Raw genomic sequence first — 7439 nt, 5'->3', positions numbered from 1 at the left:
AGTAAAAATACACAGAAAGTCATCACACGCCATATCTGGGAAGTAGATAAAGAGAAAGCCAACGAGATTCGTTTAAGCCATTGGGGTAAAAAAGTCTATGCTCGGCGAAAACAGACCATAGAGCGCAGGTTCAAATGCAGTGTTTATTGGCTGCAACGGCTCAAAATATCAAGAAAATAGCGATAAAGCTATTTTTGTTACGTTTTTTTAAGCTATTTTTTAATTTATTTAATAAAATCCAAATTAAAAATCCTATTTATGGTTTAAATAAAAAAATAAACCCCGAATTATATCGAGGTTTGTCATCAATCTGACCTCGCTATTTAGCGAGGTTTTTTTTGGCTTTTACTCTAGCAATGGCATCGGCAATAGACTGTTTTCGGTCGATCGATGTGCTAGTTTTGTTTGCCATCGGTGTGACACGAGGAAACAAAATTGTTGGCGGCACTAATTGATTATGGTTTATTCGCTGTTGCTTTTTCTGAGTTAGCGCTAACTCTTCCGATTCACTTAATACAGTGCCTAAAGTGCTTAATGTAATACAGTCTGTTGGACAGGTATTAATACAATTACTGCACGAGGTACATAACTGTGGCAAAATTGTGTGCAACACTTGCTTACTGCCGACAATGGCATCAGTTGGGCAAACACGAATGCATTTGCCACAGCCAATACAGTTTTCTTCGTCGATAAATGCTTTATATTGTTCTTGGGTTTGCATAATTACTTCTTGCATTAACTTAAACCTACAATATTACCATCTTTGTCAATATCGATTTGTCTATAAGCAGGATTAGTACCTAGCCCTGGCATGGTCATCACATTACCAGCATAAACACGAATAAAACCAGCACCGGCAGATATAGCTAAATGACTGATATCGACATCAAAATCGGTAGGAACATTTTTTAAGTTTGCATCAGCACTAATTGACATTGGTGTTTTAGCAATACAAAGTGGCAAATGATCCAGTTTTAATTCTTCGATCTCTTTGATGTTTTCCAGTGCAGTGGCTGATAAATTAGCTTTGTTAGCACCATATTTTTTTACCATGGTTTGAATCTTATCTGCGAGTGGCATATTATCAGGATAAGGCAATTTAATTTCACTTGGCATTTCACACGCTTTAATAACATGTTTTGCTAATTTTTCAGCGCCTTTACCGCCTTGAGTAAAGACTTCACTCACTTCACAGGCAAATGCACCATGTTCAATCGCATATTTTTGTAAAAACGCTAATTCTTCTTCACTGTCGTGTGGAAAGCGATTAATAGCGACAATTACTTGCAATCCATAGCTTTTGGCATTGTTGATATGCCATGCTAAATTGGCAGCACCAATTTCAAGTAATTCAACGTTAGATTCTGAAATTTCTTTTGGAATTGCTTGCCCAGGTTTAATATTATATTTACCACTGTTAGATTTTAAACTACGAACTGTTGCAACAAGCACTACACATGAAGCTTTAATGCCAGCTTGGCGATATTTGATATTAAAGAATTTTTCCATGCCCATATCTGAACCAAAGCCCGCTTCAGTCACAACATAATCAGCAAGTTGTAACGCAATACGATCAGCAATGACAGATGAGTTACCATGAGCGATATTAGCAAAAGGTCCAGCATGAATAAGTACAGGTGTGTTTTCAACGGTTTGCATCAGGTTTGGATTAATTGCATTTTTAAGTAACACAGTCATGGCGCCAGCAACTTCAAGTTGTTCTGCGGTAATGGCTTCGCCTTGCGTATTATAAGCAAGAATAATACGACCAATACGAGCACGCATATCATGTAAATCTGAAGCTAAGGCTAAAATTGCCATGAGTTCTGACGCTGCGGTAATTTCAAATCCATCTTGGCGTGTAACACCATTAACGCCACCACCAACACCGACAGTTATTTTACGAAGCGCACGATCGTTATGATCTATCACTCGCTTCCACACAATGCGATTTACATCAATGTTTAAACGCGGTAAACCTGTTTGTGCAGTAAATTCATCACCTAAACGTTCTTCATGATAAAGCCTTGAATCTAAAGCAGCAGAAGCTAAATCATGTGCGGCAGTAATGGCATGAATGTCACCTGTTAAGTGTAGATTTAATGTTTCCATTGGCAAAACCTCGGCTTTACCACCGCCAGCAGCACCACCTTTAACACCAAATACAGGACCTAAACTTGGTTGACGGATACAAGCGATTGCTGACTTACCAATATAATTTAAGCCCTCACTTAGCCCGATAGTATTAACTGTTTTACCCTCACCAAGTGGCGTCGGTGTGATAGCAGTAACTAATACCAATTTACCGTTAGGTTTGTTTGGTTTGGTTTTAAGAATGGATAGATCAACTTTTGCCACATGCTTGCCGTAAGGCAGGACAAATTCTTCTGGAATGTTGCATTGTTTAGCTATTTCGGTAATTGGATGTAATGGCATATTAATTCTCATCTAACAGTAATTTGGGTTATCAGTATAAATAATTTGATTTTCCGAATAAAGCGACAATTTTATCTTTATCGTTTTTCGGCACAATTCGCAATTATCTTGTTATAATTACTAAATCTATTCAATCAACATATATTTCATTAAAGGATAATAATTAAATGAATTGGTTTTCTGAGTATTCACTTTTTTTAGCTGAAACAGCAACAGTTGTTATAGCAATTTTAGCTGTACTTGTTTTTATATTAAGCCAACGCCGTAAATCAGCAACGGTGGCAGGGCGGTTATCGGTTAAAGATATTAGCCAAGAATATGAACAAGTTAAAGACGACATGTTAATGTCAAGCATGGACGAGTTAGAAGCTAAGCTGTTTATGAAAGATCTTAAAAAACAGAAAAAAAATGAGAGAAAGCAAGCGAAATTAGCAGCTAAACAAAAAAAGAAACAAGCTAAAAATCAAGAAAAATCTGCCGAACAAACTTCGTCAGATTCAGATAATGTAGCGAAACCAGTAGAAAGTAATACAAACCAACAAGTTAAACCTAAATTATTTGTATTATCTTTCAATGGCAGCATGGATGCACACGAAGTTGAAGAATTACGCCAAGAAATCACTGCTGTGTTAGCTGTTATTAAGCCTGAAGATAAAGTTGTCATTAAGCTTGAAAGTCCAGGTGGCGTGGTTCACGGTTATGGTCTTGCTGCATCGCAATTATTACGGTTTAGACAGCGTGATATACCTTTCACTGTAGTGGTTGATAAAGTTGCGGCAAGTGGGGGATATATGATGGCTTGTACCGCTAACAAAATTGTGGCAGCACCATTTGCAATTGTAGGTTCAATTGGTGTAGTTGCGCAGATCCCTAATTTTAACCGCTTACTCAAAAAACATGATGTAGACATTGAATTACAAACGGCAGGTGCGTATAAGCGTACATTGACGATGTTTGGTGAAAATACTGAAGAAGGACGTCAAAAATTCAAACAAGAATTAGAAGAAACGCATCTTTTGTTTAAAGACTTTGTTAAAGAGTATCGACCAAATGTTGATATCGAACAAGTTGCTACAGGTGAGCACTGGTTTGCAACACAAGCCAAAAACAAAGGCTTAGTCGATGAAATTAGTACGAGCGATGACTTTATTTTATCTCACTTAGAAACACATAAAATTATTTCTGTTAGTTACCAACGTAAGCAAAAACTATCGGAAAGAATTTCGAAGAATGTGATAAAAAATGTAGAAAGATTGTTTTTCAGACAAGAAAACGGGCTGTAATAGCCCTTTTTTATTTAGCAAATTGTTATATCCTCTTAGATCTAAAATTCAAAAAAATTGGAACAAAAATCATAAATTAAGCTCACTTTTGACGTAAAATTTTGTCAGCAACTGATTAATTTTTAACGATAGCATTAATTGTTAAAACTGAATATCCATTATTCTAATTAGGTTTAATATATAAACAGTCCATGAAAATTAATGGATAAACTCTTTCTTTAATCGCATTTCTTTATGTTTCTCCTTGAGGACAATTAATATGTTTCAATGGCTTTCAAATTGGGTTTTAGATGGACTTAAACACTCCCCAGAAATTCTATTATTTTTATCGTTAAGTTTAGGATATTTAATTGGTAGTATTCGAATGGGTAAATTCCAACTCGGTGGTGTTGCCGGTTCGTTACTTGTCGCTGTTGCTTTAAGTGTTTTTGGCGTTACTATTGATGCTGGGGTTAAGTCGATTCTCTTTGCACTATTTATTTATGCTGTGGGTTATGAAAGTGGTCCTCAGTTTTTCCGTTCACTAGGCGTGAAAACATTACGCGAAATATTCTTAGCATTATTTATTGCTGTCGCAAGCTTTGTGACTGTTGTAATTTTAGCTAAAATATTTAATTTAGACAAAGGCCTTGCTGCTGGTTTAGCTGCAGGAGGATTGACCCAATCTGCCATTATGGGTACAGCCTCTGATGCATTAAGTCAACTTGGATTAAGTGCTGAAGAATTAAGTAAAATGCAAGCTAATGTCACTATTGGTTATGCAGTGACTTATATATTTGGTTCACTAGGTGCCATTATAGTGTGTGTTAATATTCTGCCAAAAATAATGGGTAGAGATATTGGCGATGATGCAATTAAAGCACAAGCAGAACAGCTTCATGGTTCGCTCTTATTAAGCAATGATCAAAATTTAGCTTTATCTGATATTAGTGGTCGTTTGTATCGTATTACCAACAAAATCAACCAAACTGTTTCCCATATTGAACAGACTGTAAATGGTATCAGTATTGAACGTATTAAACGTGGCAATAAAATAATAGAAGCAACCCCTGAAACAGTATTAAAGTCAAAAGATATCATTCTGGTTGTGGGTCATCGTGAGGCTATGATTAAAGCACAAGATCTACTTGGTAGCGAAGTAAATTCAGCATCAGGTATGGATGTAGTGATGAACAAACTAGATGTTGAAATGCGTAATAGCCGTTATGTGGATCAAAATCTTACTCAAGTACTTCAATCTGACGAAGTTATGAAATTAAAACATGGAATATACCTTTTGGCTATTCATCGTGATGGACAATCCCTTCCTCTTACTAACGATATTAATTTAAAACTTGGTGATGTTATTACTATTTATGGTGCTGATGGTGATCTTCGTCGTGTTGTAGATAAAATTGGTGCTCCAATCACTAAAAGTGAAAAAACTGACTGGATATTTCATGGTTTAGGGCTTGTTGTTGGTCTTATTATTGGTTTAATCGTTATACGTGTTAGCGATATTCCTATTACATTAGGAGCTGGCGGCGGTGCGCTTTTATCGGGATTATTATTCGGCTGGTATCGCTCTGTTCATCAAACTATCGGTAACATACCAACTGGTGCTGTGCAACTTTTAAAAGATTTTGGCTTGGCTGGTTTTGTGGCGGTTGTTGGTTTAAGTTCTGGCCTTCAAGCGATTAATACTATTAAAGAACAAGGTTTATCTCTATTTTTAATTGGTGTTGTTGTTACTTTATTGCCAATGTTACTTGCCATTTATTTTGGTAAATATGTATTAGGCTATAAAAATGTAGCGGTGTTTGCCGGTGCTTTAGCGGGTTCGCGTAGCGCTAATCCTGCTTTTGGTGAAGTGCTAAATAAAGCTGGTAACTCAACACCAACCAACTCTTTTGCCATTACTTATGCTTTAGCTAATGTTTTCCTAACTTTATTAGGACCATTAGTTGTTGCTTTTGTTTAATTGATCCATCAAATTAAGGATACAAATGTATGAAAAACAAAACAGAATACAGTCAATATGCTAATTTAAGTCCTTTTGAATTAAAAGATAACTTAATTAAACTGGCACAAAGTCATACTGATCGAGTAATGTTAAATGCAGGTAGAGGTAATCCCAACTTTCTTGCTACTTGGCCTCGCCAAGCTTTTTTCCAATTAGGTGTATTTGCAACCCAAGAATCCGAAATGTCATTTTCATATTTAAATGAAGGTATCGGTGGCATGCCAATTAAAGCAGGACTAACCGGACGCTTTGAACATTTTATTTGCCAAAATTACAACACTCCTGGTGTTGCCTTTTTAGGTAAAGCATTTTCTTATATTCGTGATCAACTAGGGCTTGACGAAAACGCCTTTTTACAAGAAATGGTAGAAGGTATTTTAGGATGTAATTATCCAGTACCAGATAGAATGCTACATTTTAGTGAAGATGTGGTTAAAGCATATGTTTTACAACAAATGGGTGCTCAATATCTGGATCGTAATGATATAGATTTATTTGCTGTTGAAGGTGGCACAGCTGCCATGGCTTATATTTTTAACTCAATGAAAGAAAATGGATTAATCCAAAAAGGTGACAAAATTGCCATTGGCGCACCTATATTCACGCCTTATCTCGAAATTCCTGAACTTAACGATTACCAATTAGTTGAGGTATTAATTAATTCTGATCCTAACACAAATTGGCAGTATCCTGAGTCAGAATTGCGTAAATTAGAAGATCCAGCAATTAAAGCCTTTTTTGTTGTTAATCCTTCAAATCCACCATCAGTTAAAATTGATGACAAAAGTTTAAAAATCATTGCTGAGATTGTTAAAAAACGTCCTGAATTGATCATTTTGACTGATGATGTTTATGGAACATTTGCCGATGATTTCCAATCTTTATTTGCAATTTGCCCTCAAAATACTATTTTAGTTTATTCATTCTCTAAGTATTTTGGTGCTACAGGTTGGCGTTTAGGTGTTATTGCAACAGCACATGATAATGTAATAGATAAAGCCATTAAAGCGTTACCAAGCAAAACCAAACAGATCTTAAATAAACGATATAGCTCAATTGTTACTGACCCTGAAAATCTAAAATTTATAGACCGCTTAGTAGCCGATAGTCGTGCGGTTGCATTAAACCATACTGCTGGACTATCAACACCACAGCAAGTACAAATGGTATTATTTGCATTATGTGAAATGATGGATAGCGATCAAAGCTATAAAACAGCATTAAAATCGCTAATTCGACGCCGCGCAGCATCACTTTATCAACATTTAGGTCTTAAACATCAAACCGATGAAAACAGTGTAGATTATTACACTCTAGTGGATCTTGAACATATTTGCCGAGAATTATATGACGATAAATTTGCTAAATGGATCCTAAAAAATAAAAATCCATCTGAAATGTTATTCAGAATTGCTGATGAAGCAGGTGTTGTACTACTACCGGGTAAGGGATTTGCTGTAGAACATCCTTCTGCTCGAGCATCGTTAGCAAACTTAAATGAATATCAATATGCCGCAATTGGATTATCAATGCGTAAATTAGCAGAAGAATATTATGCTGAATATAAAGCAAAAAATAAATAATTAGACAAATAAACCTAATCAAAAACCCTAGGAAATCTAGGGTTCAGATTGATGACAAAGAACTCGCTTTTTGGCGAGTTCTTTGATCTAATAGAGAGGAGTCCATTATAAGAGGAATTCTTCTATGCTAAAAAA

General features: G+C 35.8%; 5 protein-coding genes and 1 pseudogene. 4 read left to right on the top strand and 2 right to left on the bottom strand.

All coding sequences use genetic code 11. The features are described from left to right. Nucleotides 1–314 (top strand): annotated as a pseudogene (locus GA0061080_RS12965) (hypothetical protein); the annotation flags it as partial. A gap of 5 nt (nucleotides 315–319) precedes the next feature. Here GA0061080_RS12965 and GA0061080_RS11515 read toward each other — a convergent pair. Both GA0061080_RS11515 and GA0061080_RS11510 read right to left on the bottom strand, forming a co-directional pair. Further along, nucleotides 320–736: an RnfABCDGE type electron transport complex subunit B gene (locus tag GA0061080_RS11515; protein ID WP_091125831.1), complete on the bottom strand. Its 417-nt coding sequence runs from the start codon at nucleotides 734–736 to the stop codon at nucleotides 320–322. Then, on the bottom strand, nucleotides 736–2436 hold the full coding sequence (locus tag GA0061080_RS11510; RefSeq protein ID WP_209435836.1) for a formate--tetrahydrofolate ligase: 1701 nt from the start codon (nucleotides 2434–2436) through the stop codon (nucleotides 736–738). The genes GA0061080_RS11515 and GA0061080_RS11510 overlap by 1 nt, the downstream gene beginning before the upstream one ends. Nucleotides 2437–2603: 167 nt before the next feature. Here GA0061080_RS11510 and sohB point away from each other — a divergent pair, with 167 nt between their 5' ends. From sohB to GA0061080_RS11495, 3 genes are all read left to right on the top strand, one after another. Further along, a complete protein-coding gene (gene sohB, locus GA0061080_RS11505; protein ID WP_091125824.1) occupies nucleotides 2604–3719 on the top strand; it encodes a protease SohB in 1116 nt (371 codons plus the stop codon). A 259-nt stretch (nucleotides 3720–3978) separates the two neighbouring features. Then, the gene (gene aspT, locus GA0061080_RS11500) at nucleotides 3979–5679 is read left to right on the top strand and encodes an aspartate-alanine antiporter (RefSeq protein ID WP_091125820.1); all 1701 of its coding nucleotides are present in this window, start codon (nucleotides 3979–3981) and stop codon (nucleotides 5677–5679) included. A gap of 29 nt (nucleotides 5680–5708) precedes the next feature. After that, entirely contained in the window at nucleotides 5709–7304 is a 1596-nt protein-coding gene (locus GA0061080_RS11495; RefSeq protein ID WP_091125816.1) for a bifunctional aspartate transaminase/aspartate 4-decarboxylase, read from the top strand. Nucleotides 7305–7439 lie beyond the last annotated feature (135 nt).

This window comes from Gilliamella intestini (assembly GCF_900094935.1).
Classification (GTDB): Bacteria; Pseudomonadota; Gammaproteobacteria; order Enterobacterales; family Orbaceae; genus Gilliamella; species Gilliamella intestini.
Note: the sequence above shows the minus strand (reverse complement) of the source record. Positions and strands in the feature narration are given on the sequence as shown.